The 24224-nt window shown below is 71.4% G+C and carries 24 protein-coding genes; 12 read left to right on the top strand and 12 right to left on the bottom strand.

Annotated elements, in window-relative coordinates:
* Positions 1 to 12: 12 nt before the first annotated feature.
* The 4 genes from iolD to iolC are packed head-to-tail and all read right to left on the bottom strand — an operon-like array spanning position 13 to position 4673.
* Positions 13 to 1890 carry a 3D-(3,5/4)-trihydroxycyclohexane-1,2-dione acylhydrolase (decyclizing) gene (gene iolD / locus ABT254_RS08570; RefSeq protein ID WP_351465518.1) on the bottom strand — a complete coding sequence of 626 codons (1878 nt, stop codon included), beginning with the start codon at positions 1888 to 1890 and terminating at the stop codon, positions 13 to 15.
* Positions 1890 to 2780, bottom strand: coding sequence for a 5-deoxy-glucuronate isomerase (iolB, locus tag ABT254_RS08565; protein ID WP_351465516.1), 891 nt, complete (start codon positions 2778 to 2780; stop codon positions 1890 to 1892). Before iolB ends, iolD begins: the two co-directional genes overlap by 1 nt.
* 28 nt (positions 2781 to 2808) lie before the next feature.
* Positions 2809 to 3696, bottom strand: a complete 888-nt coding sequence (locus tag ABT254_RS08560; protein WP_351465513.1) for a Cgl0159 family (beta/alpha)8-fold protein — start codon at positions 3694 to 3696, stop codon at positions 2809 to 2811.
* Between the two features lie 14 nt (positions 3697 to 3710).
* Complete coding sequence (gene iolC, locus ABT254_RS08555) at positions 3711 to 4673, bottom strand: 5-dehydro-2-deoxygluconokinase (protein WP_351465510.1); 963 nt, start codon at positions 4671 to 4673, stop codon at positions 3711 to 3713.
* Positions 4674 to 4966: 293 nt separating this feature from the next.
* On the opposite strand from iolC, the gene ABT254_RS08550 reads away from it, so the two are divergent.
* The 5 genes from ABT254_RS08550 to ABT254_RS08530 are packed head-to-tail and all read left to right on the top strand — an operon-like array spanning position 4967 to position 9941.
* The gene (locus ABT254_RS08550; protein WP_351465507.1) at positions 4967 to 5986 is read left to right on the top strand and encodes a sugar ABC transporter substrate-binding protein; all 1020 of its coding nucleotides are present in this window, start codon (positions 4967 to 4969) and stop codon (positions 5984 to 5986) included.
* A complete protein-coding gene (locus tag ABT254_RS08545; protein WP_351465504.1) occupies positions 5986 to 7062 on the top strand; it encodes an ABC transporter permease in 1077 nt (358 codons plus the stop codon). Before ABT254_RS08550 ends, ABT254_RS08545 begins: the two co-directional genes overlap by 1 nt.
* 7 nt (positions 7063 to 7069) lie before the next feature.
* The gene (locus ABT254_RS08540) at positions 7070 to 7984 is read left to right on the top strand and encodes an ATP-binding cassette domain-containing protein (protein ID WP_351465501.1); all 915 of its coding nucleotides are present in this window, start codon (positions 7070 to 7072) and stop codon (positions 7982 to 7984) included.
* 1 nt (position 7985) lies between these two features.
* On the top strand, positions 7986 to 8888 hold the full coding sequence (locus ABT254_RS08535) for a sugar phosphate isomerase/epimerase family protein (RefSeq protein ID WP_351465499.1): 903 nt from the start codon (positions 7986 to 7988) through the stop codon (positions 8886 to 8888).
* 24 nt (positions 8889 to 8912) lie between these two features.
* The gene (locus ABT254_RS08530; RefSeq protein WP_351465496.1) at positions 8913 to 9941 is read left to right on the top strand and encodes a Gfo/Idh/MocA family protein; all 1029 of its coding nucleotides are present in this window, start codon (positions 8913 to 8915) and stop codon (positions 9939 to 9941) included.
* Here the strand turns inward: ABT254_RS08530 and ABT254_RS08525 are convergent.
* Positions 9931 to 10374 carry a GNAT family N-acetyltransferase gene (locus tag ABT254_RS08525; protein WP_351465493.1) on the bottom strand — a complete coding sequence of 148 codons (444 nt, stop codon included), beginning with the start codon at positions 10372 to 10374 and terminating at the stop codon, positions 9931 to 9933. The genes ABT254_RS08530 and ABT254_RS08525 overlap by 11 nt on opposite strands.
* Before the next feature lie 30 nt (positions 10375 to 10404).
* On the opposite strand from ABT254_RS08525, the gene ABT254_RS08520 reads away from it, so the two are divergent.
* A complete protein-coding gene (locus tag ABT254_RS08520) occupies positions 10405 to 12093 on the top strand; it encodes a tetratricopeptide repeat protein (RefSeq protein WP_351465491.1) in 1689 nt (562 codons plus the stop codon).
* Here the strand turns inward: ABT254_RS08520 and ABT254_RS08515 are convergent.
* From ABT254_RS08515 to ABT254_RS08495, 5 genes are all read right to left on the bottom strand, one after another.
* Positions 12048 to 13064, bottom strand: a complete 1017-nt coding sequence (locus ABT254_RS08515; RefSeq protein WP_351465488.1) for a Gfo/Idh/MocA family protein — start codon at positions 13062 to 13064, stop codon at positions 12048 to 12050. The genes ABT254_RS08520 and ABT254_RS08515 overlap by 46 nt on opposite strands.
* Positions 13061 to 14422 carry a protoporphyrinogen/coproporphyrinogen oxidase gene (locus ABT254_RS08510; RefSeq protein ID WP_351465485.1) on the bottom strand — a complete coding sequence of 454 codons (1362 nt, stop codon included), beginning with the start codon at positions 14420 to 14422 and terminating at the stop codon, positions 13061 to 13063. The genes ABT254_RS08515 and ABT254_RS08510 overlap by 4 nt, the downstream gene beginning before the upstream one ends.
* A 160-nt stretch (positions 14423 to 14582) precedes the next feature.
* On the bottom strand, positions 14583 to 15587 hold the full coding sequence (locus ABT254_RS08505) for a Gfo/Idh/MocA family protein (RefSeq protein ID WP_351465482.1): 1005 nt from the start codon (positions 15585 to 15587) through the stop codon (positions 14583 to 14585).
* Positions 15588 to 15700: 113 nt separating this feature from the next.
* Complete coding sequence (locus ABT254_RS08500; protein ID WP_351465479.1) at positions 15701 to 16477, bottom strand: SDR family oxidoreductase; 777 nt, start codon at positions 16475 to 16477, stop codon at positions 15701 to 15703.
* 17 nt (positions 16478 to 16494) lie between these two features.
* Entirely contained in the window at positions 16495 to 17661 is a 1167-nt protein-coding gene (locus ABT254_RS08495; RefSeq protein ID WP_351465476.1) for a phytanoyl-CoA dioxygenase family protein, read from the bottom strand.
* Positions 17662 to 17776: 115 nt separating this feature from the next.
* Between ABT254_RS08495 and ABT254_RS08490 the strand changes: the two genes are divergently transcribed.
* Positions 17777 to 18820 carry a LacI family DNA-binding transcriptional regulator gene (locus ABT254_RS08490; protein WP_351465474.1) on the top strand — a complete coding sequence of 348 codons (1044 nt, stop codon included), beginning with the start codon at positions 17777 to 17779 and terminating at the stop codon, positions 18818 to 18820.
* Positions 18817 to 19431 carry a poly-gamma-glutamate hydrolase family protein gene (locus tag ABT254_RS08485; RefSeq protein WP_351465471.1) on the top strand — a complete coding sequence of 205 codons (615 nt, stop codon included), beginning with the start codon at positions 18817 to 18819 and terminating at the stop codon, positions 19429 to 19431. Before ABT254_RS08490 ends, ABT254_RS08485 begins: the two co-directional genes overlap by 4 nt.
* Here the strand turns inward: ABT254_RS08485 and ABT254_RS08480 are convergent.
* Positions 19415 to 20572 (bottom strand): Gfo/Idh/MocA family protein, encoded by a 1158-nt coding sequence (locus ABT254_RS08480; RefSeq protein WP_351465468.1) that lies wholly within the window; start codon positions 20570 to 20572, stop codon positions 19415 to 19417. The genes ABT254_RS08485 and ABT254_RS08480 overlap by 17 nt on opposite strands.
* Before the next feature lie 122 nt (positions 20573 to 20694).
* On the opposite strand from ABT254_RS08480, the gene ABT254_RS08475 reads away from it, so the two are divergent.
* Positions 20695 to 21699 (top strand): LacI family DNA-binding transcriptional regulator, encoded by a 1005-nt coding sequence (locus tag ABT254_RS08475; RefSeq protein ID WP_351465465.1) that lies wholly within the window; start codon positions 20695 to 20697, stop codon positions 21697 to 21699.
* Here the strand turns inward: ABT254_RS08475 and ABT254_RS08470 are convergent.
* Positions 21689 to 22033 carry a cupin domain-containing protein gene (locus ABT254_RS08470; protein WP_351465462.1) on the bottom strand — a complete coding sequence of 115 codons (345 nt, stop codon included), beginning with the start codon at positions 22031 to 22033 and terminating at the stop codon, positions 21689 to 21691. The genes ABT254_RS08475 and ABT254_RS08470 overlap by 11 nt on opposite strands.
* A gap of 127 nt (positions 22034 to 22160) precedes the next feature.
* Here ABT254_RS08470 and ABT254_RS08465 point away from each other — a divergent pair, with 127 nt between their 5' ends.
* From ABT254_RS08465 to ABT254_RS08455, 3 genes are read left to right on the top strand one after another with little or no spacing between them, the layout of a single operon-like run.
* Positions 22161 to 22673, top strand: a complete 513-nt coding sequence (locus ABT254_RS08465) for a hypothetical protein (protein WP_351465459.1) — start codon at positions 22161 to 22163, stop codon at positions 22671 to 22673.
* Between the two features lie 49 nt (positions 22674 to 22722).
* Entirely contained in the window at positions 22723 to 23316 is a 594-nt protein-coding gene (locus tag ABT254_RS08460) for a hypothetical protein (RefSeq protein WP_351465456.1), read from the top strand.
* Positions 23317 to 23342: 26 nt separating this feature from the next.
* Positions 23343 to 24209, top strand: coding sequence for an intradiol ring-cleavage dioxygenase (locus ABT254_RS08455; protein ID WP_351465453.1), 867 nt, complete (start codon positions 23343 to 23345; stop codon positions 24207 to 24209).
* Positions 24210 to 24224 lie beyond the last annotated feature (15 nt).

Raw genomic sequence — 24224 nt, 5'->3', positions numbered from 1 at the left:
TGCGGGGGGAGGTCAGAGGTGGCGGCGCTGCCCGGCGACCTGCCGGTCGTACTCCTCGCGGGCCTGTACGGCGGCCTCGCGGGAGGCGGTCTCGGCGACCGGCACGTCCCACCAGGCCTCGGCCGGGGGAGCGGTCGGGGTCGCGGTGTCGGTCTCGACGTAGACGCAGGTGGGGCGGTCGGAGGCGCGGGCCGCGGTGAGCGCTTCGCGCAGTTCGCGGACGGTCTTGGCGCGCAGGACGTCCATGCCGAGGCTGCCCGCGTTGGCGGCCAGGTCGACGGGGAGCGGGGCGCCGGAGAAGGTGCCGTCGGCGGCCCGGTAGCGGTAGGCGGTGCCGAAGCGCTCGCCGCCGACCGACTCGGACAGGCCGCCGATGGAGGCGTAGCCGTGGTTCTGGATGAGGACCAGATTGACGGGCAGGCCCTCCTGGACGGCGGTGACGATCTCGGTCGGCATCATCAGATAGGTGCCGTCGCCGACCAGGGACCAGACCGGGGTGCCGGGGGCTGCCTGCTGGACACCGATGCCGGCCGGGATCTCGTAGCCCATGCAGGAGTAGCCGTACTCCAGGTGGTACTGGCGCCGGCTGCGGGCCCGCCAGAGCTTGTGCAGGTCGCCGGGGAGCGAACCGGCCGCGTTGATCACCACGTCGTCGTCGCCGACCACCGCGTCCAAGGCGCCGAGCACCTGGGTCTGGGTGGGTACGGCGTTCTCGTCGGCGGCGGTGAAAGCGGCGTCGACCACCTGATCCCAGCGTTCCTTGCCGGCGCGGTACTCAGCCTCGTAAACCGAGTTCACACGGTGACCGGCGAGGGCCTGCGTCAACGCTGTGAGCCCCGCACGCGCGTCGCACACCACGGTCCGCGCAGCCAGCTTGTGAGCGTCGAACGCGGCGATGTTGAGGTTGACGAACCGGACCTCCGGCCGCTGGAAGAGCGTGTTGGAGGCGGTGGTGAAGTCCGTGTAGCGCGTCCCGACGCCGATGATGAGGTCGGCCGTACGGGCGATGTCGTCGCAGACCGCCGTGCCGGTGTGGCCGATGCCGCCGAGGTCGGCGGGGTGGTCGTACCGCAGCGAGCCCTTGCCCGCCTGGGTCGAGGCGACCGGGATGCCGGTGGCGTCCACGAGGGCTTGGAGCGCCTCCTCGGCCTGGCTGTGGTGGATGCCGCCGCCCGCGACGATCAGCGGACGCTCGGCCGCGCGGATCGCCGCCACCGCCTCCGCCAGCTCGTACGGGTCGGGCGCGGGCCGCCGTACGTGCCACACCCGCTCGGCGAAGAACTCCTCCGGCCAGTCGTAAGCCTCCGCCTGCACGTCCTGCGGGAGGGCCAGGGTGACAGCCCCGGTCTCGGCGGGGTCGGCGAGGACCCGCATGGCGTTGAGGGCGGAGGGGATCAGGGCCTCGGGGCGCGTGATGCGGTCGAAGTACCTGGACACCGGGCGCAGGGTGTCGTTGACCGACACATCGGCCTCGGTCGGGTGCTCCAGCTGCTGCAGCAGCGGGTCGGCGACGCGGGTGGCGAAGTAGTCGCCCGGCAGCAGCAGGACCGGCAGGCGGTTGATGGTGGCGAGCGCGGCGCCGGTGACCAGGTTGGTGGCGCCCGGGCCGATGGACGTCGTCACGGCCTGCGCGCAGAGGCGGTCGAGCTGGCGGGCGTAGCCGACGGCCGCGTGCACCATGGCCTGCTCGTTGCGGCCCTGGTGGTACGGCATCGTCTCCTCGCCCGCCTCCAGGAGGGCCTGGCCGATCCCGGCAACGTTGCCATGGCCGAAGATGCCCCAGGTGCCCGCGATCAGCCGCCGGCGCACGCCGTCGCGCTCGGTGTACTGGACCGACAGGAACCGCACCAGGGCCTGGGCGACGGTCAGGCGGCGGGTGGTGGTGCTCATCAGGACTTCTCCGGGGCCGTGTAGAGGGGGAGGCGGGGGTCGACGGGCTGCTCGGGCCAGGTGGAGCGGACCCAGGCGTGATCGGGGTGGTCGCAGATCAGCCAGGCACGCTCGGGCTCGGGGCCCGCCATGACGTTGAGGTAGTACATGTGGTGGCCGGGCACGGCCATGGAGGGCCCGTGCCAGCCGTCGGGGATCAGCACGACATCACCGCCGCGCACCTCGGCCAGCACATCGGTGTTGCGGCCCTGCCCGGAGGGGGAGACCCGCTGGTAGCCGAGGCCGGGGATGCCGTCGTGGGCGGCGAACTCGAAGTAGTAGATCTCTTCGAGGACCGATTCCTCGCCCGGCCGGTGTTCGTCGTGCTTGTGCGGCGGGAACGACGACCAGTTGCCGCCCGGGGTGATCACTTCGACGGCGATGAGCTTGTCGCAGTCGAAGACGCCGGCCGCCCCGAAGTTGTTGACCTGGCGGGAGGAGTTCCCGGTGCCGCGCAGCTCCACCGGTACGGACGAGGCAGGGCCGTAGCGGGCGGGCAGCCGGCGGGTGCACCGTGCCCCGGTGAGCGCGAACCGTCCGCCGCCGACGGAGGTGACCGTCGTACGGGCGTCCCTGGGCACATACGCGAAGTCGCTGACGGCGCTGAACACGCTGTCGCGGCCGGTGAGTTCGAAGGTGTCGTGGCCGAAGTCGTCGGCCGCCGCGACCGTGCAGCCGCCGCTGAGCGGCAGCACGATCCACTCGCTGTCGCCGGTGTCGAAGGTGTGCGTGCCGCCCGGCGGGAGTTCCAGCACGCGCAGGCTGGAGTAGCCCCAGCCGGCCTTCTCCGGGGTGACGTCCACGACGTACGGGCCGCCGAGGGCTTTTCCGGCTGGCAGGTGGTAGGTCATCGGGCACTCCTCCGTATCACGAGCCACGTCACAGCAGACCCACGGCCGTGTCGACCGCCGTCTCCACACTGCCCTCCGCCGGGTAGAGCAGCGACCGTCCGACGACCATGCCCTGCACGGTCGGCAGTCTGAGGGCCTTGCGCCAGCGCTCGTACGCCCCCGCCTGTTCCTCGGCGGACGCGCCCACCTCGCCGCCGAGCAGCACGGTCGGCAGGGTGGAGGTCTCCAGCACCTCGCCCATGTCGTCCGGGTCGTCGGTGACGGGCAGCTTCAGCCAGGTGTAGGCCGAGGTGCCGCCCAGGCCCGCCGCGATCGCGATCGACTTCGTGACGGCCTCGGCGGACAGGTCGTTGCTGACCCGGCCGTCGATCCGGCGGGAGAGGAACGGCTCGACGAACAGCGGCAGCCGGTGGGCCGCCATGTCGTCGATCGCGCGGGCCGTGGACTCCAGCGTGGTCAGCGAGCCCGGGTCGTCGTAGTCGATGCGCAGCAGCAGCTTGCCCGCGTCGAAGCGGAGCCGGGCGATGTCCTCCGCGCGGTGGCCGGTGAAGCGGTCGTCCATCTCGAAGACGGCGCCCGCCAGACCTCCGCGGTTCATCGACCCCATGACGACCTTGTTCTCCAGCACCCCGAGCAGGAGGAGGTCCTCCAGGATGTCGGCGGTGGCCAGCACCCCGTCCACGCCCGGCCGCGACAGCGCGACGCACAGGCGCTCCAGCAGATCGGCGCGGCCGGCCATGGCGAGCCGCCGGTCGCCGACGCCGAGGGCGCCGCGGGCCGGGTGGTCGGCGGCCACGATCATCAGACGGCCGCTGTCGCCGATGAGCGGGCGGCGCGCGCGCCGGGCGGCCGCCTCGGCGACGGCCTCGGGATGGCGGGCCCTGACCGAGACGAGGTCCGGGATGCTGAGGGACAAGGGGAAGCTCCGTTTCAGAGGGTGGCGCGCGCGAGGAGGTCCTCGACCTCGGCCTCGGTGGGCATCGCGGAGGAACAGGCGAGACGGGAGGCGACGAGGGCACCGGCCGCGTTGGCGAACCGCATGATTTCGGCCAACTCCCAGCCGGCCAGCAGACCGTGCACGAGGGAACCGCCGAAGGCGTCGCCCGCGCCGAGACCGTTGGCCACCTCGACCGGCACCGGCGGGACCTCGGCGCTGCTGCCGTCGCGGTGCACGGCGAGGACGCCCTTGGGGCCCTGCTTGACGACCGCCAGTTCCACGCCCGCCTCCAGCAGCGCCTCCGCGCAGGCCCGCGGCTCACGGACGCCGGTGGCCACCTCGCACTCGTCGAGGTTGCCGACCGCGACCGTGACGTGCCGCAGCGCCTCCGCGTAGTACGGGCGGGCCTCCTCCGGGTCGCGCCAGAACATCGGGCGCCAGTCGAGGTCGAAGACCGTCGTACCCGCCTTGTCGCGTGCCTTGAGGGCGGCGAGCGTGGCGGAGCGGCTCGGCTCCTCGCTCAGACCGGTCCCGGTGATCCAGAAGACCCGGCTCGCCCGGATGGCGAAGTAGTCCAGCTCCTCGGAATGTATCTCCAGGTCAGGAGCCTTAGGCTGCCGGTAGAAATACAGAGGGAAGTCATCCGGAGGGAAGATCTCGCAGAAGGTCACCGGTGTCGGGTACGCGGCGACGGGTGCGACCCAGCGGTCGTCGACGCCGAACTCCTTCAGCGCCCCGTGGAGATAGGCGCCGAAGGGGTCGTCCCCGGTGCGGGTGATCACCGCGGTGTCGCGGCCGAGCCGGGCGGCGGCGACCGCCACGTTGGCGGCCGAACCGCCGAGGAACTTGCCGAAGGTCTCGACCCGGGCCAGGGGAACCCCCGACTGGAGCGGGTAGAGGTCGACTCCGATACGGCCCATAGTGATCAAGTCGAAGGACTGGTCTGACTCGGCCATGCGCGACGCTCCTCGAGCTGGTCTGGGGATGCGGGTCCCAGAGGGCCTGCCGCCCCCCAGGTGTAGGCCGCGGAGGGCGACGCTGTCAATAGTTTGTACTTACATTCGGACTAGCTCGTGAAATGATGTCTTAACAAAGTATTGACAGCGGGCTCGGCCAGGGGTTTGATCCCGTCCCAGGCCGACCGCCGCGTTTGCGGCAAACGACCCGGGCATGCCAAGATCCCGGGCCCTGGATCTTCGTGATCCCCCTCTCCCTTTCCCCCGCAACGCACAGTGAGGTGCCAGGAAAGATGGACCGCTCTTCTCACCCCCGCTCCCGCAGAATCGCCCCCGTTGTCGCGGTGGCCGCGGCGGCTGCCCTGACCCTCGCCGGCTGCTCCAGCAGCTCCGGGGGCAAGAAGTCCGAGGAGGGTGGCGCCAACGCATCGGCCGGCAAGGCCACCACGCCCCGGATGACGGTCGCGCTGGTCACGCACCAGTCGCCCGGTGACACCTTCTGGGACATCGTCCGCAAGGGCGCCGAGGCCGCCGCGGCCAAGGACAACATCAAGCTCATCTACTCGCACGACCCGAACGCGGGCAACCAGTCCAACCTGGTGCAGAACGCGATCGACCAGAAGGTCGACGGCATCGCCATCACCCTGGCCAAGCCGGACGCCCTCAAGACCGTCGTCGGCAAGGCGAAGGCGGCCAACATACCCGTGGTGGGCCTCAACTCCGGTCTCAGTGACTGGAAGAAGCTCGGCCTGATGGAGTTCTTCGGCCAGGACGAGTCCGTCTCCGGCGAGGCGTTCGGCAAGAAGCTCAACGAGCTCGGCGCCAAGCACACCGTCTGTGTCATCCAGGAGCAGGGCAACGTCGGCCTGACCCAGCGCTGCGACGGCGTGAAGAAGACCTTCTCCGGCAAGACCGACGTTCTTTACGTCAACGGCACCGACATGCCGTCCGTGAAGTCGACGATCACCGCGAAGCTCAAGCAGGACTCCTCCATCGACTACGTCACCGCCCTCGGCGCCCCGTACGCGCTCACCGCGGTGCAGTCGATCTCGGACGCCGGCTCCAAGGCGAAGGTCGCCACCTTCGACCTCAACAAGGACCTGACGACCGCCATCAGCAAGGGCACGATCCAGTTCGCGGTGGACCAGCAGCCCTGGCTCCAGGGCTACCTGGCGATCGACTCGCTGTGGCTGTACAAGAACAACGGCAACTACATGGGCGGCGGTGAGCAGCCGGTGCTGACCGGTCCGGCGTTCGTCGACAAGTCCAATGTCGAGGCGGTCTCCAAGTTTGCCGCCAACGGAACGCGGTGATGAGCATGACCCAGCATGCCGAGCCGGCGGTGACCTCACCGCCGGCCCCCGGCCCCAAGGAGACCGACGGGCGCACTGCCGAACGGCCTCTGGTCGTACGGTTGTTGGCCCGGCCCGAGGTGGGTGTCTTCCTCGGTGCCGTCGCGGTGTACGTGTTCTTCCTGGTTGCGGCGCCGCCGGTGCGGGATGCCAGTTCGATGGCGAACATCCTCTACCAGTCCTCGACGCTGGGCATCGTGACCATCCCGGTGGCGCTGCTGATGATCGGCGGGGAGTTCGACCTGTCGGCCGGTGTCGGGGTGATCACCTCGGCGCTGACCGCGGCCATGATCAGCTACCAGCTGACCATGAACGTGTGGGTGGGTGTGATCGCCGCGCTGGTCGTCTCTTTGGCGATCGGGTTCTTCAACGGCTGGATGGTCGTCAAGACCGGTCTGCCCAGCTTCCTGGTCACGCTGGGCACCTTCCTGATCCTGCAGGGCGTCAACCTCGCGGTGACCAAGCTGGTCACCGGGAACGTGGCCACCGACGACATCAGCAACATGGACGGCTTCGACCAGGCCAAGAAGGTCTTCGCCTCCAGCTTCGACATCGGCGGCGTGCAGGTGAAGATCACCGTGTTCTGGTGGCTGCTGTTCGCGGGCCTGGCGACCTGGGTGCTGCTGCGCACCCGCTACGGCAACTGGACGTTCGCGGTCGGCGGCAACAAGGAGAGCGCGCGGGCGGTGGGTGTCCCGGTCGCCTTCACGAAGATCTCCCTGTTCATGCTGGTGGGCTTCGGGGCCTGGTTCGTGGGCATGCACCAGCTGTTCTCCTTCAACACGGTGCAGTCCGGTGAGGGCGTGGGCATCGAGCTGATCTACATCTCCGGCGCGGTGATCGGCGGCTGCCTGCTGACCGGCGGCTACGGCTCGGCGATCGGCCCGGTCTTCGGTGCGTTCATGTTCGGCATGGTCCAGCAGGGCATCGTCTACGCCGGCTGGAACCCCGACTGGTTCAAGGCCTTCCTCGGCGTCATGCTGCTGGGCGCCGTCCTGATCAATCTGTGGGTCCAGCGCACCATGACCCGAAGGTGAATTCGCGATGACAGACAACAACTCCGCAACCCACGGAGCCATCCTCCCCGACACCGCCCCGGCGGCGAAGGACGGCGCGATCGTCGAACTGCGCAATGCGGGCAAGGCCTACGGCAACATCCGGGCGCTGCACGGGGTGAGCCTGAAGGTGCATCCCGGCCAGGTCACCTGCGTGCTCGGCGACAACGGCGCCGGCAAGTCCACGCTGATCAAAATCATCTCGGGGCTGCACCAGCACACCGAGGGCGAGTTCCTCGTCGACGGCGCCCCGGTGCGTTTCACCACCCCGCGTGATGCCCTGGACCGCGGTATCGCCACCGTCTACCAGGACCTGGCGACCGTGCCGCTGATGCCGGTGTGGCGCAACTTCTTCCTCGGCTCCGAGATGACCAAGGGCCCCTGGCCCGTGCGGCGTCTGGACATCGAGAAGATGAAGCAGACCGCGGACCATGAGCTGCGGGAGATGGGCATCATCCTGGACAACCTGGAACAGCCCATCGGCACCCTCTCCGGCGGCCAGCGCCAGTGCGTGGCCATCGCCCGCGCCGTCTACTTCGGCGCCCGCGTCCTGATCCTCGACGAGCCCACCGCGGCGCTGGGCGTCAAGCAGTCAGGGGTCGTGCTGAAGTACATCGCCGCGGCCCGCGAGCGCGGTCTGGGCGTCATCTTCATCACCCACAACCCGCACCACGCCTACATGGTCGGCGACCACTTCAGCGTGCTGCGCCTGGGCACGATGGAACTGTCCGCCGAACGCAGCCAGATCACCCTGGAAGAGCTGACCAACCACATGGCCGGCGGCGCCGAACTCGCCGCGCTCAAGCACGAGCTGTCCCAGGTCAGCGGCGTCGACGTCGAGGAACTCCCGGAGAAGGAAGACCTCACCGCACCCGTGGTGACAAGCCCGGAAGGAACCCCCTGACATGGCAGGTGCTCTGGACCGCATCCGGGTCGGATCGGCCCCCGACTCCTGGGGCGTCTGGTTCCCGGACGACCCCCGGCAGGTGCCCTGGGAACGCTTCCTCGACGAGGTCGCCGAGGCCGGCTACTCGTGGATCGAGCTGGGCCCGTACGGCTATCTGCCGACCGACCCGGCCCGCCTCACCGACGAGATCGGCAAGCGTGAGCTGAAGGTCTCGGCGGGCACGGTCTTCACCGGCCTGCACCGCGGCCCCGCCGTCTGGGAGTCCACCTGGGAGCACGTCAGCCAGGTCGCGGCGCTCACCCAGGCGATGGGCGCGAAGCATCTCGTCGTCATCCCGTCCTTCTGGCGGGACGACAAGACGGCCGAGATCCTGGAGCCGCCGGAGCTGACCGGCGAGCAGTGGGCGTACCTCACCAAGGGCATGGAGCGGCTCGGGCACGAGGTGAAGGAGGCGTACGGCCTCGACATCGTCGTACACCCGCACGCCGACACCCACATCGACACCGAGGACCACGTCGAGCGCTTCCTCGACTCGACCGACTCCGAACTGGTCAACCTGTGCCTGGACACCGGGCACTACGCCTACTGCGGCGGCGACAGCGTCAAGCTGATCGAGACCTACGGCGAGCGCATCGGCTATCTGCACCTCAAGCAGGTCGACCCGCAGATCCTCGCCGACGTGACGGCCAAGGGCACCCCGTTCGGGCCTGCCGTGGCGCAGGGCGTCATGTGCGAACCGCCCACCGGGGTCCCGGAGTTGGGGCCGGTGATGGAGGCCGCGCAGAAGCTCGGCGTGGAACTGTTCGCCATCGTCGAGCAGGACATGTACCCCTGCGAGCCGGACAAGCCGCTGCCGATCGCGGTGCGCACCCGTAAGTTCCTGAGGTCCTGCGGCGCCTGACCCTTCGAAGGGGGACGAACGACCATGGCTCGGCACGGAACACTGCAAGTCGCGGTCGTCGGCACCGGCAAGATGGGCGCCGACCACGTCCGCCGTGTCCAGGAGGTCATCAGCAGGGCCAGGGTGACCGCCGTCGTGGACGTCGATGCGGAACGCGCCAAGGACGTCGCGGCCCGCATCGACGGCTGCACCGCCTACTCCGACCCGGCCGCCGCCATGGCGGCAGCCGATGTCGACGCCGTGCTGATCGCCTCCCCGGGGCCCGCCCACGAGGCTGCCCTGCTGACGGCGTTCGAGCACGACCTGCCCGTACTGTGCGAAAAACCGCTCACCCCGGACGCGGCCTCCGCGCTCCGGGTCCTGGAAGCGGAGCAGAAGCTGGGCCGCCGCCGGGTCCAGGTCGGCTTCATGCGACGCTACGACGCCGAGTACCTGCGTCTCAAGTCCCTCCTGAACACAGGCCAGTTGGGGCGCCCGCTGATGCTGCACAACCGGCATCGCAACCTCGCCTCGCCGCCCGGCTGGCGCAGCGAGATGCTCATCAACGACTCCGTCGTGCACGAGATGGACGTGACGCGCTGGCTGCTCGGCCAGGAGATCACCGCCGTCACGGTGCTGCGCCCCACCCCGTCCGCGAACGCGCCGGACGGCATACAGGACCCGCAGTTCGTCGTCTTCGAGACCGACGGCGGCGCGGTCGTCGACGTCGAGATCTTCGTCAACTGCGGCTTCGGCTACCAGGTCCAGGCCGAGGTGGTCTGCGAACGCGGCACCGCCCGCATCGGCGACGGCCATGCCCTGGTCACCAACATGGCAGGCCGCTGGGGCGGCACCATCGCCCAGGACTACATCGAGCGCTTCGCCGACGCCTACGACCGCGAGGTCCAGGCCTGGGTCGACGCCACCCGCCGCGGCGAGGTCGTCGGCCCGAGCGCGTGGGACGGCTACGCCGTCGCCGCGGTGTGCGAGGCGGGCGTGAAGGCGCTGGAGGAAGGCACCCGGGTGCCGGTGGAACTGGTGGAGCGGCCGGCGCTGTACGAGGTCACCCGATAGCCCGGCTGAACACCACCCGGTCCTCGCCGGGCCCGTTGTAGTCCTCCTCCACCCGGACCTCGAACCCGAGACTGCGGTGGAAGGCCACCGACCCCTTGTTGCCGAGGCTAGTGATGGCCTTCAGCCGGACCGCCCCCTGCCGCCGCGCGGCCTCGGTGAAGGCGCCGTACAGCTCCCGCCCCAGACCGCTGCCCCGAGCGTCGTCCCGCGTCGCGATCAAGTGCACATATCCGGTACCGCCGGGCGTGACGAAGCCGATCAGATACCCGAGAATGCCGTCGTCGGACCGGGCGACCAGACAGGTCTCGCCGAACTCCTGCACCAGCGCCAGCAGATGAAGCTCCCGCAGATCCCGCTCGCCCCAGTAACGGGGGTGGTCGGCGAGGACCTGCTGGATGTCGGTGACTTGGGCGGGGGTGATGCGTACGGCCATGCCGTCGATCATCGCAGAGGGGGCTGGGGGATGGGGTTGGTGCGGATCCTGCTGCCGTTGCCGCGCGCGGCGGCCCGGTTGGCGCCGGGAGTCGGCCGTCCGCTGCTCGGCGCGGCACTGTCGTGGTGCGTCATGCCCCGCTGGGTGCTGCTGCGGCCACCGCCGGCGCAGCGACGACTGGCCTGGGCGCAGGAACTGGTCGCCCTGTACCGCGCGCCGGCCGACCCCGACCGGCTGTCCCGTGCGCTGGCCCTGCAGGCGTACGGGCTGCTCCTGTCCATGCGGTACGAGGAGGCGTGCGCGGCGGTGGAGGCCTCGCTGGCCGTGCCGGGCGCCCGCCTGTCGGTGGCGCAGTCCGGGCACGCCGTCCATCTCCGCGCACAGGCGCTGGCGGGTCTCGGCCGCTACGAGGAGGCCCTGGAATCAGCTCGCGAGGCCGTCGAGTCGTATCGGCGCGGTCCCACTCCGGGGCGCCGGGACCGGCCGCTCGGCAATCTGCCGGGCGCCCTGCGCACCCACGCCTTCGTGCTGGGCGGGCTGCACCGCACGCCCGAGTCCGTGGCCGTGTACGAGGAGTGCGCCGCGCTCCTGCGGGCCATGTCCGTACGGGAGTTGGCGCACGTCCAGCTGGTGCGGCCCCGGGTCTTCGTCGAACTGGTCGGTGGCCTGCGGGCCCTGGGCCGGTACGAGGAGGCTCTGGCGGTCGGCGCGGAGGCCCGCGAGGCGGTGCAGGGTCCGCTGGTGTGGTCCGTGCCCGAGATCGTCCTGGCGCTGCGGGTGCAGCTGCTGGGGGACCTTGCCGCCTGCGAGAGCGCCGGGGGCCGGCCGAAGGACGCGCGTGCCACCGCCGGGGAAGCGGTCGCGCAGGCCCGCCGGCTGGTCGTGCGACATCCCGAGTCGGGCGAACCGCACCTTGCCGCCGTACTGGACGTCCTGGCCGCCGTACTCGATGAACTCAAGGCGTATGACGAGGAGTTGACCGCCCTGCGGGAACTGGCGGCCCTGTACACCCGCCTCGAAGCCGACCCTCTGCTGGCGGACACTTTGGACGACATCGCCCGCTGCCTCGGGCGGACCGGCGACCGTCCGGCCGCCCGGGCCGAGGGCGAGCGGGCCGTATCCGTGGCGCGCCGTGCGGCGGAACGCGATCCCGAGCGGCATGAACCCCGACTCGCCCGACTGCTCGCCAACTTGAGCGCCCGTCAGCAGGAGTCCGACGAACCGGAGCCGGCGGTCGTGACCGGGCGCGAGGCTGTCGCGCTCACCCGGCGGCTGGCCGAGGCCGACCCGGCGACCTACCGGCCGTTGCTCGCCCGCCGCCTCCGCGTCCTCGCCCGGGCCCTGCGCCGCACCGGTGAGTACGACACGGCCGTGGACTGCTACGAGGAGGCGGAGGCCGTCCTGGACGAACTGACGGAGAACGCCGCCGAACTCGCCCTGACCCACTCCCAGCTGGCCCCCACACTCCGCGCGGCGGCCCGCGCCCACCTCGAGGCCGGACGCACCGCCGAGGCGGTGGCCGCCCTGCGTTCCCTGCTCGACCTCACCCGCCGCGCGGACGGCACGGACGTACACGCCCTCTGTGTCACGGCCTTCGCCGAGAGCCGCGCGGAGTGGGGGAGCATCGTGCGGGCATGGGAGGAGGCGACCGGAGAGCCGTACCCGACGTTCGTCTACACCCGACTCCGCGGCCGCGGTTCGAACCCCGCCGCCCGATAGCTCTCGTCGATCAGGGTCATCGTCGCCAGCGCGTCGTCCGGGTCCAGGGGCAGCGGAGCGCCCTCCCGCACGCGCGCCGCGAACGCCTCCAGCTGGTAGGTGTACGAGGAACGGGTGCCGAGCCGTTCCGTCCGCTCGCCGTCCGCGGTGCGGACGATGATCCGGTCGTCCATCTGGGGGAGGACGAAGTTCGGGGCCAGTGCCTCGCCGCGGCTGCCGATGATCCGGCAGCTCATCTCCAGCGTGTCGTACGCCATGTGGCAGCGTGCCGAGGCGGTGGCGCCGTTCGGGAAGGTCAGGTCGGCGTCCAGCCATTCGTCGACGCCGGGGGCACCCACGCGCTCGCCGCCGCGCGCGGAGACCAGGCTCGGTGCGCCGCCCGCCCACGGTGCAAGCATCCGTACGGCGTGCAGGCTGTAGCAGCCCAGATCCATCACGGCGCCGCCGGCCAGGGGCAGGGACCAGCGCGGGTCGGTGTCCTCCGGGGCCGGGATGGCGACCATGGTCTCCACCCGCTGCAGCTCGCCCAGTTCACCGCTCTCCAGGAGTCCGTGCAGACGGCGGGTGACCGGGTGGAAGAGGTAGTGGAAGGCCTCCATGAAGACCGTGCCGGCCTTGGCCGCCGCCTCCCGCACCTCGGCGGCCTCCTCGGCGTTGCTCGCCGACGGCTTCTCGCTCAGGACGTGCTTGCCGGCCGCGAGGGCGGCCAGGTTCCACGGACCGTGCAGGCCGTTGGCGAGCGGGTTGTAGACGACCTCGACCTCGGGGTCGGCGAGCAGGGCGGCGTAGGAGTCGGCGACCCGCTCCACACCGTGCTCGGCGGCGAAGGCCTCGGCGCGGGAGCGGTCGCGGGCGGCCACCGCGACCACGCGGTGGCCGGTGGTGCGGGCCGGGTCGATCAGGGCGCGTCCGGTGATCCGGGCGGCGCCCAGGACGCCGATGCGCAGGGGTTCGCGGACCGGTTCGCTCATGAGGTCGTTTCCTTCTCTGTCCGTTCGTACGGGGGCAGTGTGCCGTCGGCGGGCGGGAAATGGCGGCGGGCCAGGTCCTGGGCGTGGGCGATGGTGCATTCGATCAGTTCGAAGGCGGGCAGGCCGCCGACATAGTAGGTGTGGTCGCGGCCCTGCAGCGCGTCGAGCCGGTCCAGGGCGCCGGCTGCGAGATCGTCGCTGCCGAAGTGCGGCATGAACGCCCACTGGCGGTGCAGATGCGTCTTCTCCAGCCGCCCGCCGAGTTCCGCCACGTCGGCCTCCAGCAGCGCGCTGACGTCCTCGGGGCGGCCGTAGGAGTAGAAGGTCCGCACGTCGCTGCCCGGGTAGCGGTGGTGGTACGAGACGCAGTGGCCGGTCGCCTCACGGGTCGCGGTGTGGCGGTCGAGGAAGTAGAAGGCGTTCTCCGGCAGGCCGGAGGCGGTGGCGAGGGTGGTGTGGTAGGCGTTGCTGCGGATCCGCCCGGCGAGGTCGCGCTCCTCGGCGGTGGCGTCCAGGACCGGCAGGACGCGGTCCAGAGGGACGGCGAGCACCAGGTCGTCGGCCTCCACCGGACCGGAGTCCGTGTGCACCCGTACCCCTCCCTCGTGCCGCTCGACCGACACCACGCGCACCGCGCACCGCACGTCCTTCAGCTCCTCGGCGACCCGCTGCCACAGCGTGCCGAAGCCTCCCGTGACGGTGAACGCGCCCCCGTGGCCCAGCAGTTCGGGCGTGGGGGACAGCAGGCCGGTCATCTCGGCGTACTTGACGAAGTACAGGGCGGGCACCTGGTCGTCGAGATAGCCGTACCCGGCCGCGGTGTATCCGGTGCCGAACGACTCCGCCATGGACTCGAGGCCGTGCTCGGCGAGCCAGTGGGTGACCGGGGCGGCCAGGGCCCGCGCGGAGTGGGCGAGCCCGGGTTCGGCGATGCGCGGGAACTCCCGCTCGCGCAGCGCCCGGTAGCGCCGGAAGGCGCCGTCGCGCAGGAACGACATGGTCTGCCGGGTCGCGGTGCGCCCCTCGACGTCGAGGACCCGGTAGCGCGTGGTGCGCTCCGTCTCCATGTCCAGTTCCGTCAGCAACTGTGCCGTCCGCTCGTACCGGTTGGTGCAGATGTGGCCGCCCAGGTCGTGGGCCCGGCCGTCCACGTGCACGCTCTGGCATTTCCCGGCGACCGTCTCCTGCTCCTCCAGGACGGTCACCCGGTGTCCGGCCCGTTCCAGTTCACGGGCGGCCGCAAGGCCGCTCGGTCCGGCGCCGACGACGACCACACGCCGCTCGCCGGGTAACTGCCCGCCGGGCAAGGCGGGTTGAGGGGTGTCGGGGTGGGGCCGGGATATCTCGCCGGTGCTCATGGTCGTTGCTCCTCGTCGGTCCGACGTGCGTGGATCTCATGGTCGTACGGAGAGATCCCGCGGTCGTGACCGTCAGGGGCAACGTGGCGATTCGCACACTCGTGCTCCGGGCGCAGGAGGCCGGGCAGGCGCCCGGAGCACGAGGGACTGGGGCCGCCGCTCAGGCGGTGCGGACCTCGGCGATGGTCACCGGGCGGTGTTCGTGCAGGGACAGCGTGCAGGCGTCGGCGATCCAGCCGGCCTCCAGGGCGTCCGCGATCGTGCAGGGCGAGGGGCGGGTGCCGGCCACGACCTCGGTGAACGCGGTGAGTTCGGCGCGGTAGGCCGCGGTGAAGCGGTCCATGAAGAAGTCGTGCGGGGTGCCGGCCGGGAAGGTCACGCCGGGCTCGACGGAGCGCAGCGGCAGCTTGTCCTCCAGGCCCACCGCGATGGAGTCCGTAAAGCCGTGGATCTCCATGCGGACGTCGTAACCCCGGGCGTTGTGGCGGGAGTTGGAGACCACTGCGATGGTGCCGTCGTCGAGGGTGAGGATCGCGCCGGTGGTGTCGGCGTCGCCGGCGTCCTTGATGTACTCGGCACCCCGGTTGCCGCCGACGGCGTACACCTCGACGACCTCGCGGCCCGTCACCCAGCGGATGATGTCGAAGTCGTGGACAGAACAGTCGCGGAAGATGCCGCCCGAGGCGGCGATGTACGCGGCCGGCGGGGGCGCCGGGTCCAGCGTGGTCGACCGTACGGTGTGCAGCTTGCCCAGCTCACCGCTCCGCACGGCCGCGCGGGCGTTCACGAAACCGGTGTCGAAGCGGCGGTTGTAGCCGATCTGGATCGGCACGTCCGTGCCCTCGACGGCCTTGAGGACCTCGACGCCCTCGGCCATGGTCCGGGCGACGGGCTTCTCGCAGAAGACCGGGACGCCGGCCTCGACGCCGGCCAGGATCAGGCCGGGGTGGGCGTCCGTCGCGGCCGCGACCACGATGCCGTCGACGCCGGCGGCCAGCAGGGCCTGCGGCGAGTCCACGACCTCGCCGCCGAACCGCTCCGCCGCGGACTTGGCGGCGTCCGCGAACGGGTCGGTCAGCACGAGCGACTCGACCACGTCGAGCCCGGAGAGGGTTTCGGCGTGGAAGGCGCCGATGCGGCCGAGGCCGAGGATTCCGATACGCATGAGCTCCGCTGCTTTCCTGTTTCTTGGGTGTGTGGTTGCTGTCCGTTGCCGGGGCCCCGCCCCGGACCCCGATCGCCCTTCGGGCTCGTCCTCAATCGCCGGCCCGGGCTGGATCAGTCCAGGCCGCCCAGGACGTTCTGGTCCCAGTCGATCACCGATCCGGTCACCACGCCCGACCGCTCCGACAGCAGGAAGACCACGAAGTCCGCGATCTCGTCCGGCTGGCCCAGCTTGCCCATCGGCAGCTTGGCGGCGGCCTCCTCGCGCCAGGTGTCGTCGGCGCCGTGGAAGGCCTTCTGGGTGGCGTCCTCGCCCTCGGTGGCCGTCCAGCCGATGTTGAGGCCGTTGATCCGCACCCGGTCCCAGCGGTGGGCGTGCGCGGCGTTGCGGGTCAGGCCGACCAGGCCGGCCTTCGCGGCGACGTACGGGGCCAGGAACGGCTGCCCGCCGTGCGCCGAGGACGTGATGATGTTGACGATCGTGCCGGGCGCCTTGCGGGAGACCATGTCGGCGACGGCGGCCTGCATCGCGAAGAACGGCGCCTTGAGGTTGATCGCGATGTGCTGGTCGAACAGCTCGGGCGTGGTGTCGAGGAGCGTGCCCCGCGAGGTCAGGCCCGCGGAGTTGACCAGGCAGTCGATCCGCCCGTACGCGACGACCACCTCGGCCACGGCAGCCTTCGCCTGTGCGGCGTCGGACAGGTCGGCGCGCACGAACATCGCCTTGCCGCCGGCGGCCGTCAGCTCGGCCACCAGTGCCTCGCCGGGTTCCGGGCGCCGACCGGTGACGGCCACGACCGCCCCCTCACGCACGGCGGCGCGGGCGATGGCGGCCCCCACGCCCTGGCTGCCGCCGTTGACGAGGACGACCTTGTCGTCGAGGAGTCCCATGGATCTCTGCCGTCCTTTCAGCTCGCGCGGCGTTCGCCGGCCACCCGCAGGTGGTCCCGCAGGATCCGCGCGGGCCGGTCCTCGCGCAGTGCCTCGCGTACCAGGTCCGCCTGCGAGGGCGGGGCCAGGCCGTCGACCGGTGGGTCGCTGTCGAGGTTGGTGGGGAAGGGGTAGCCCTCGGCGCTCGCGGCGATCACGTTCTCCAGCCAGGCCTCGTCCGCGCCCTCCGCCTTGCGGCGCAGCAGCACGGGGTAGACCGCGTTCGCCACCGCCTCCCGGTCCACGGTCTCCATCGCCCGGCCGAAGGCGGAGGACACCTGGAGCAGATTCGCCATGCGCCGCACGTCCGTGGTGCGGTTGGTCCCGGCGGCGTGGAACAGTGCCGGGTTGAAGAAGGCGGCGTCGCCCTTGGCGAGCGGCAGCTGGACGTGGTGCTCCTTGAAGTACGCCTGGAACTCGGGCCGCCGCCAGGCCAGATAGCCCGGCTCGTACGCCTGCGAGAACGGCAGGTACAGCGTCGGCCCCGACTCCACCGGCATGTCGCAGTGCGCGACCGCGCCCTGCAGGGTGAGCACGGGGGAGAGGCGGTGGACGTGCGCCGGATAGGCCGCGGCCGACTCGTCGGAGAGGAAGCCGAGGTGGTAGTCGCGGTGCGCGGTCTGCGCGAGGCCGCCCGGGTTGACCACGTTGACCTGGGAGGTCACCTGGTAGCCGGGGCCCAGCCAGGCCTCGCAGACCAGGGCGAGGACCGGGTTGGCGTAGTAGTCGGCGAACGCCGCCGGGTCGTAGAGGGCCGCCTTCTCCAGTGCGTTCCACACCCGCTCGTTGGCGCCGGGCTTGGCGAAGTGGTCGCCGGCCGTCGTGCCCGCCGCGTACTGCTCGCGGATCAGCGCGTCGAACACCTCGGTGACCCGGTCGACCACCGCGTGATCGGGGAAGGCGCCCCGGAAGACCACCACGCCGGGCCCGTCGGTGAGGGCCCGCACGAGCTCCTCCTGGATCCCCCGGCGGTCCTTCGCGGCGCGGGCGCGTTCGGCGTCGTACAGCAGGACGTTGCGCTCCACCGCAAAGGCGTGCGGGTAGTCGGCGGGGTCGGCCGTCCGCTCCACGAGCGCGCGGAACGAGTCGAGGTCGCAGTCCTGCTCGGAGAGCCAGGCACGGTGGTGTACGGCGGTGAAGGACATCGGTGTCCTCTCGGTGACAGGGGCGACTCAGCCCTGTCATTCTTGTCAGTACAAACCCGTCGAACAACCAGCAGGCGGCCATCAAAAACCCCTCAAGCCGGCGAGAGGAGCCGCGGTGGGCCATCCCTTCCCGATCCGGGAGATCGCACGTCAGGCGGGCCTGAGCGAGGCCACCGTCGACCGGGTCCTCAACGGCAGGGGCGGCGTCCGCGAGAGCACCGCACGGGAGGTCCAGCAGGCCATCGCCGACCTCGACCGGCAGCGCACCCAGGTCCGGCTGGTCGGCCGCACCTTCATGATCGACATAGTGATGCAGACGCCGGAACGGTTCTCCACCGCCGTGCGCGCCGCCCTGGAGGCGGAGCTGCCCGCCCTGCACCCGGCCGTGGTGCGCTCGCGCTTCCACTTCCGCGAGACCGGCCCGGCGGCGGAGCTGACGAGGACGCTGGACCGGATCGCCCGGCGCGGCTCGCAGGGTGTGATCCTCAAGGCCCCGGACGTGCCCGAGGTGACGGCCGCGGTCGGCCGCCTCGCCGAGGCCGGCATCCCCGTCGTCACCCTGGTCACCGACCTGCCCGCCACCGCCCGCCTCGCCTACGTCGGCATCGACAACCGGGCGGCCGGCGCGACCGCCGCGTACCTCATGGGCCAGTGGCTGGGCGAGCGCCCCGGCAATGTGCTGACCAGCCTCAGCAGCGGCTTCTTCCGCAACGAGGAGGAGCGCGAGATGGGCTTCCGCAGCGCGATGCGCAGCCGCCACCCGGACCGCACCCTGGTCGAGATCGCCGAGGGACACGGCCTGGACGCCACCCAGTACGACCTGGTCCGCGCCGCCCTCGAACGCGACCCGGACATCCGCGCCGTCTACTCCATCGGCGGCGGCAACAACGCCACCCTGCGCGCCTTCGAGGACCTGGGCCGCGAGTGCGCGGTGTTCGTCGCGCACGACCTCGACCACGACAACACCCGCCTGCTGCGCGAGCACCGACTGTCCGCCGTCCTCCACCACGACCTGCGCCAGGACATGCGCGAGGCCTGCCACATCGTGATGCGCGCCCACGGCGCCCTGCCGCCCGCCGGGCCCACGCTGCCGTCGGCGATCCAGGTGGTGACGCCGTACAACATGCCCCCGCAGGCCACGAACCGAGGAGCCGGGTGACGACGAGCAGCGAATACGTGGAGATCGAGGGCGTGCGCCTGCTGGCCACGCTCACGACGGGCGGCGAGCTGGGACTGCTGGCGCTGCACGGCAGCAACGAGGGCGGTACGGCCGAGATGGCGTGGGCGGTGGCCGAGCGGTGCGGGGCCACCAGCCTGGTCTTCACCCAGCCGGGCGTGCCCGAGCCGGTGCACATCCCCTCCCCGCGCATGGCGGTCGGGCACTGCGCACTGCTGCGGGACTTCCTGTCCCGGGTGGCGCTCACGGTCTCCCTGCACGGCCACAACAGGACCGCGACTCCACGGGCCATCTTCCTCGGCGGCGGCAACCGGCGGGCGGCCCGGCTCGTCGCCGGTGAACTCGAAGCCCTGCGGCCGGAGTTCGACCCGGTCATCGACCTCGACGAGATCCCCGTGAAGCTGCGCGGCCTGCACTCCAGGAACCCGGTGAACCTCACCCGCCGGGGCGGGGTCCAGGTGGAGCTCCCGCTCGCGGCCAGGACCGAGCGCAGGCGATGGGCACCGGGAGTGCCGGACACACCCCCGCGGTCGGTCGTCGACGCCCTGGCCAAGGGCGTGGAGTCGCTGACCTCCGCTATGCCCGGAGACTGACCCAGGAGCCGCTCTCGGCCGACCGCACCATCGCCTCCAGTGCGGCGGCACTGTGCACGGCGTCCGGGAGCGTCGCCCCGTGCGGCTTGCCCTCCGCGATGGAGCGCAGGAAGCGGTAAGCCTCGATCACCTTCAGGTCGTCCATGCCCATGGCGTTCGCCGCGCCCGGCTGGAACGCCCCGAACTCGCCGTCGCCCGGGCCGACGTACACCGTGCTGACGGGCTGGTCCTGGTAGCTGGTGCCGCGGCTGACGCCCAGCTCGTTCATGCGGCGGAAGTCCCAGAAGACCGCCCCCTTGGTGCCGTGCACCTCGAAGCCGTAGTTGTTCTGCTCGCCCACCGACACCCGGCAGGCCTCCAGCACCCCGCGGGCGCCCGAGGCGAAACGCAGCAGGCAGCCCACGTAGTCCTCGTTCTCGACGGGGCCGAGCTCGCCGCCGGTGGCGCGGGTGTGGCCGGCGGTGGCGCCGGTGGGACGGGCCCGCTGGGGGATGAACACGGCCGTGTCGGCGGTCAGCGCCTCGATGTCGCCGAGGAGGTGGCGGGCCAGGTCGGCGCCGTGCGAGGCGAGGTCGCCCAGGACGCCACTGCCGCCGCGCTCCTTCTCGTAACGCCAGGTCAGCGCGGACTCGGGGTGCGCGGCGTAGTCGCTGAAGAGGCGGACGCGGACATGGGTGACCGTACCGATGGCGCCGGAGGTGATCAGCTCGCGGGCGGCCTCGACGGCGGGCGCGTTGCGGTAGTTGAAGCCGACGGCGCCCTGGACCCCTGCCGTGGCGACCGCCTCCGCGACCGCCCGCGCGTCCGCCGCGCTCAGGCCGACCGGCTTCTCGATCCAGATGTGCTTGCCGGCCTGCGCCATCGCGACGCCGATCTCGCGGTGCAGGAAGTTCGGGGCGGTGATGCTGACCGCCTGGATCCGCGGGTCCTCGACGACATCACGCCAGTTGCGGGTCGTCGAGGCGAACCCGAACTGCGCGGCGGCCTCCTCGGCCCGGCCCGGCACCTCCTCGGCGACCGTGATCAGCTGCGGGCGCAGGCCCAGCCGCGGGTAGTGGTGCAGGACGCGGGCGTACGCCTGGGTGTGCACCCGGCCCATCCAGCCGAACCCCACGACGGCGACACCGAGCGAATCCACCATGACAGCCCTTCTTTGGACCGGTCCACAATCTGTCCAGGCCACCCTGAAGCCCCCGCTCAGCGCCTGTCAACCCTCCCCGGTCCCTTTGACAAGGCGCACCAGCCCATGGAACGGTCCACACCATGAAACCGCCGACGATCCGCGACGTGGCCGAACGGGCCGGGGTCTCCAAGTCGCTGGTCTCGCTCGTGCTGCGCGGCTCCGAGCAGGTGCGGCCCGAGAAGCGGGAGGCCGTGCTGCGGGCGGTACGGGAACTCGGCTACCGGCCCAACGCCGCCGCGCGCAGCCTCAGCGAGCAGCGCACCCGCACGGTCGGCGTGCTCCTCAACGACCTGCGCAACCCCTGGTTCGTCGACCTGCTCGACGGCCTCAACTCGCTGCTGCACGACAACGGCCTGCGCATGCTGCTCGCGGACGCCCGCCTCAACCGCCGCACCGGCCAGGACCCCGCCGACCCGCTCCTCGACCTGCGAGTGGACGGGCTCGTCGTCGTCGGCACCCTGCCCGACCCGGCCGCGCTCGGCACGGCCGCCGAGCGGATCCCGGTCGTCGTCGCGGGCGCCCGTGAACCCGCCCCGGCGGGAGTGGACGTGGTGGCGGGCGACGACGAGCGGGGCGCCCGCCTGGTCACCGAGCACCTCATCGGCCTCGGCCACCGCCGCATCGCGCACATCGCGGGCTACGGCGCCGTCGGCGAACTGCGCCGCCGCAGCTTCGAGGCGACGATGCACGCACACGGCCTCGCGGACCAGGCCCTGGTGGAGGCAGGCGACATGACCGAGGAGGGCGGGTACCGCAGCACCGTCCGGCTGCTCAGCCGCCCGGCCCGGCCCACCGCCCTCTTCGCCGTCAACGACATCACCTCCGTCGGCGCCCTCTCGGCAGCCGAGGAGCTCGGCCTGCGCGTCCCGCAGGACGTGTCCGTCGTCGGCTACGACAACACGAGCATCGCCCGGCTGCGCCACGTCTGGCTGACCACGGTCGACAACGGCAGCCACGAGGTCGGCCGGCGCGCCGCCCGCTGCCTCCTGGACCGCTTCGAACACCCCGGGGGAGCGGGCCAACTGCACCTGACGGCACCGACGTTGGAGATCCGCGGCACCACGGCGCCCCCGGTCACAGATTGATCGCGTACGCCTTCCGCAGCGTCTCGTGCACCGTCCACGTCGTACGGTCGCCCTCACGCAGGACGGCCATGTCCCCGGGCCCCACCGTCAGCGTCGCCCCGCCCTCGACCTCGATGGTCGCCGACCCGCTGATCACCACGAACAGCTCGTCCGCCTCGGTGTCGGTGACGACGCCCGGCGTGATCTGCCAGATCCCGCGGACCTGACGACCGTCCGCCGACTCCCAGACCACCTTCCCGGTCACCTCCGGCGTCCCGGAGACGATCTGCTCCGGGTCGAGGGGCTCGGGCTCGAGCTCGGCGTCCGGGATGTGCACAACGAAGCTGTGGGTCATGGGCCGACCCTAGCGAGACCGCCCCTGGCCCGCGCATGGACATTGTGTGCGGCATCGCCCCAGGTGGGAGGACAGTTCGTCGCCCCGCGACTGGCGGCCCCGCAGGTACCGGGTGATCGTGGAGGGCATGGCCCAGACAACCACGGCCGCCCCCGGGCAACGGCAGCACGACACCCGCGAGGTCGTCCTCTTCGGCGGTGTCTACGGCGCCGTACTGGCCTGCTCCATGGTCGCGGCGCTCAGCCAGTACGGCCACAGCTCCCGCGCCAGCCGCCGCTACGACGCCATCTGGCTGCTCGTGACCGCGCTGGCCTCCGCCCTCGCCCACGGCTACGCCCACTACATCGCCGAGCGTGCACCGCACCGCCGCTGGGACGCCCTGCGCGCCCTCGTCGACGAATGGCCCCTGGTCACGGCGGTTCTGCCGACCGTGGCGATCCTCGCAGGGGCGGGCTGGGGCTGGTGGCCGGCGGACGGGGTGGAGGATCCGGCGTTCCTCCTGAATATCGCACTATTGTTCGGCATGGGGCTGGTCGCCGCGCGGTGGTCGGGCCGCTCCTGGGCCGTCGCGCTGGGCACCGGCCTGGTCGACGCACTGCTCGGTGTCGTGGTGGTCGTAGCGAATGCCATCATCAAGTGACGCCTTCCGCGGGCCAATTGCTGCCCGGACTGTCGTATGGTCATCCCTCGTGGGTACGGACATCGACGGTGTCATCGAAAGCCGCTCGCCCGACGGGCCCTGGCGGTTCACGGCCGATCTGCTGGACTTCCAGCCGCCCCGGGACTACGTCGCCTGGGAGTGTCTCTTCGGCGTGCGCGGGGCGGGGGACGTGGAACGTCCGCTGTTCGCCGCCCGCGGGCTGCCGGACGGCATCTCCGAGGCGGTACGGGAGGCGGGCATCGGGGAATACCAGCACGACCACACCTATGCCACCTGGGCGGAGGTGGAGGCGGTCGACTGGGACGCCCCGCTCGCCCACGGCCCGGCCTGGAACTGGGCGGTGCGGTCGCTGCCGGACGGTGACGAACTCGTGCGGGTGACTCCGGGCCTGCGCGCGGCGGCCGCCGACACCTTCGGCGGAAACCTGCTGCTGGCGCCCCCGGAGTGGCCCCCCGGCGCCGAGGTGCGCCTGGACGACGTGGCGCATCGCCCCGTGACCCTCACGGCGCGGATGCTCGCCCCGCCGGACGAGGGATGCTGGGCACAGGTATGGAGCACCATGCGGGACCTGGCAGCCAGATACGGCGACGAGCAGGTACGACTCGTGGTCTGGTTCAGCTGACCCGCGCACCGGCGAAGGGAGCGGACATGACGACCGACGCCACCGGGACCACGGTCACGGACGAGGCGGTACGAAGTCTGCAGGCCACCACCGACCCGCGCCTGCGCGAACTGCTGACCGGCCTGGTCCGCCACCTCCACGCCTTCGCCCGCGAGACCCGGCTGACGCAGCAGGAGTGGGAACGGGCGATCGACTTCCTCACGGCGACCGGGCAGATGTGCACGGACACCCGGCAGGAGTTCATCCTCCTGTCGGACGTGCTCGGCCTGTCGATGCTGGTCGAGACGATCAACGGCGAGCGCGCCGCCGGAGCCACCGAGTCCACGGTCCTCGGCCCCTTCCACATGACCGAGTCCCCGGTCCGCGAACTCGGCGCCGACATCGACCTTGTGGGCGGCGGCGAGAGCTGTGTGGTCAGCGGCCGGTTGCTGTCCGGGGACGGAACTCCGCTGCCGGGCGCGGTCGTCGACGTCTGGCAGGCCGACGGGAACGGCTTCTACGACGTCCAGCGCCCCGACGTGCAGCCGCCGGGCAACGGCCGCGGGCTGTTCACCGCGGACGCCGAGGGCCGCTTCTGGTTCCGCACCTGCGTGCCGAGCCCGTACCCGATCCCCACCGACGGCCCGGTCGGCGAGCTGCTGCGCGCGACCGGCCGCCATCCCTACCGGCCGGCGCACATCCACTTCATCGCCTCGGCCGCAGGTCATGTACCGGTGACCACGCACATCTTCGTCGCCGGCAGCGACTACCTCGACTCGGACGCGGTCTTCGCCGTCAAGCCGAGCCTCGTCCAGGAGTTCACCCAAACGGATGACTCTGCTCTGGCGCGGGAATTGGGCGTCCCGAACCCCTTCCGCCACGCCCGCTTCGACCTCGTACTGGAGCGTTCGTGAAGCACCACCTCGACT

Origin of the sequence: Streptomyces sp. NPDC001137 (assembly GCF_040298885.1) — a bacterium.
In the GTDB taxonomy this organism is placed as follows: Bacteria; Actinomycetota; Actinomycetes; order Streptomycetales; family Streptomycetaceae; genus Streptomyces.
The sequence above is the reverse complement of the archived record's forward strand: the minus strand, read 5'-3'. Positions and strand labels throughout refer to the sequence as shown.

Coding starts and splice junctions, on each gene's coding strand:
- ABT254_RS08505 (WP_351465482.1), bottom strand. CDS start 15,587: ATGCGTATCGGAATCCTCGGCCTCGGCCGCATCGGCGCCTTCCACGCC.
- ABT254_RS08515 (WP_351465488.1), bottom strand. CDS start 13,064: ATGAGCGAACCGGTCCGCGAACCCCTGCGCATCGGCGTCCTGGGCGCC.
- iolB (WP_351465516.1), bottom strand. CDS start 2,780: ATGACCTACCACCTGCCAGCCGGAAAAGCCCTCGGCGGCCCGTACGTC.
- ABT254_RS08550 (WP_351465507.1), top strand. CDS start 4,967: ATGGACCGCTCTTCTCACCCCCGCTCCCGCAGAATCGCCCCCGTTGTC.
- ABT254_RS08455 (WP_351465453.1), top strand. CDS start 23,343: ATGACGACCGACGCCACCGGGACCACGGTCACGGACGAGGCGGTACGA.
- ABT254_RS08540 (WP_351465501.1), top strand. CDS start 7,070: ATGACAGACAACAACTCCGCAACCCACGGAGCCATCCTCCCCGACACC.
- ABT254_RS08545 (WP_351465504.1), top strand. CDS start 5,986: ATGAGCATGACCCAGCATGCCGAGCCGGCGGTGACCTCACCGCCGGCC.
- ABT254_RS08495 (WP_351465476.1), bottom strand. CDS start 17,661: ATGTCCTTCACCGCCGTACACCACCGTGCCTGGCTCTCCGAGCAGGAC.
- ABT254_RS08500 (WP_351465479.1), bottom strand. CDS start 16,477: ATGGGACTCCTCGACGACAAGGTCGTCCTCGTCAACGGCGGCAGCCAG.
- iolC (WP_351465510.1), bottom strand. CDS start 4,673: ATGGCCGAGTCAGACCAGTCCTTCGACTTGATCACTATGGGCCGTATC.
- ABT254_RS08525 (WP_351465493.1), bottom strand. CDS start 10,374: ATGGCCGTACGCATCACCCCCGCCCAAGTCACCGACATCCAGCAGGTC.
- ABT254_RS08470 (WP_351465462.1), bottom strand. CDS start 22,033: ATGACCCACAGCTTCGTTGTGCACATCCCGGACGCCGAGCTCGAGCCC.
- ABT254_RS08535 (WP_351465499.1), top strand. CDS start 7,986: ATGGCAGGTGCTCTGGACCGCATCCGGGTCGGATCGGCCCCCGACTCC.
- ABT254_RS08465 (WP_351465459.1), top strand. CDS start 22,161: ATGGCCCAGACAACCACGGCCGCCCCCGGGCAACGGCAGCACGACACC.
- ABT254_RS08520 (WP_351465491.1), top strand. CDS start 10,405: ATGGGGTTGGTGCGGATCCTGCTGCCGTTGCCGCGCGCGGCGGCCCGG.
- ABT254_RS08530 (WP_351465496.1), top strand. CDS start 8,913: ATGGCTCGGCACGGAACACTGCAAGTCGCGGTCGTCGGCACCGGCAAG.
- iolD (WP_351465518.1), bottom strand. CDS start 1,890: ATGAGCACCACCACCCGCCGCCTGACCGTCGCCCAGGCCCTGGTGCGG.
- ABT254_RS08480 (WP_351465468.1), bottom strand. CDS start 20,572: ATGGTGGATTCGCTCGGTGTCGCCGTCGTGGGGTTCGGCTGGATGGGC.
- ABT254_RS08475 (WP_351465465.1), top strand. CDS start 20,695: ATGAAACCGCCGACGATCCGCGACGTGGCCGAACGGGCCGGGGTCTCC.
- ABT254_RS08510 (WP_351465485.1), bottom strand. CDS start 14,422: ATGAGCACCGGCGAGATATCCCGGCCCCACCCCGACACCCCTCAACCC.